At 70.9% G+C, this 547-nt stretch carries 1 pseudogene; it reads left to right on the plus strand.

From position 1 onward, the window contains the following. Window positions 1-251, plus strand: a pseudogene (locus tag AC08ON_RS16575) (hypothetical protein); the annotation flags it as partial. Between the last annotated feature and the right edge of the window lie 296 nt (window positions 252-547).

Raw genomic sequence — 547 nt, forward strand, 5'->3', positions numbered from 1 at the left:
CCACGGGGTTGGCGGTGGTGACCGGTCTGCGGCTACGGGCACAGCACCCCAAGGATGATCTTGCGATGATCGCGGTGGGGGGTGAGGTTCCCGACCGGTACGACGGGATGCCGGGTGAGTGGGTGCCGCATCGGGTCCGGGTGGTGGGCACGGAGGGCCGGGCGCGGCTGCGCACCGGGTGGGAACTCGTCCCCACCCGGGGGATCCGGGATCTTGCCGCCCGGGTGCGAAGGGACGGCATCCGCCTGTAAGCCCGTGACGGGTAGAGGTCCGCCTGCCCGTCACTGCGGGGAGGACCCCTGCCCCCCACACGTGTCCGTCGCGTTTCCGTCACGACGTCGGCCCCTCGGCGGAGGCCGTACCGCGGCGGGTCGTCGGACGTCGAGCCGGCTGCCGGGACTGTTTCCCGTCTCAGGAACGGAGCGTGGCCGCCGTGGCCAGGGCGCCGGTGGTCCCAGGGCGCCGGTGCTCTAGCGGGAGTTTCCTAGATAAGTTGATCTTTGGAGTCCGTTGAGCTGGCCGGTGGCTGGTTCAGGACGGTCTGACC

This window comes from Frankia sp. CoWAU3 (genome assembly GCF_977971855.1).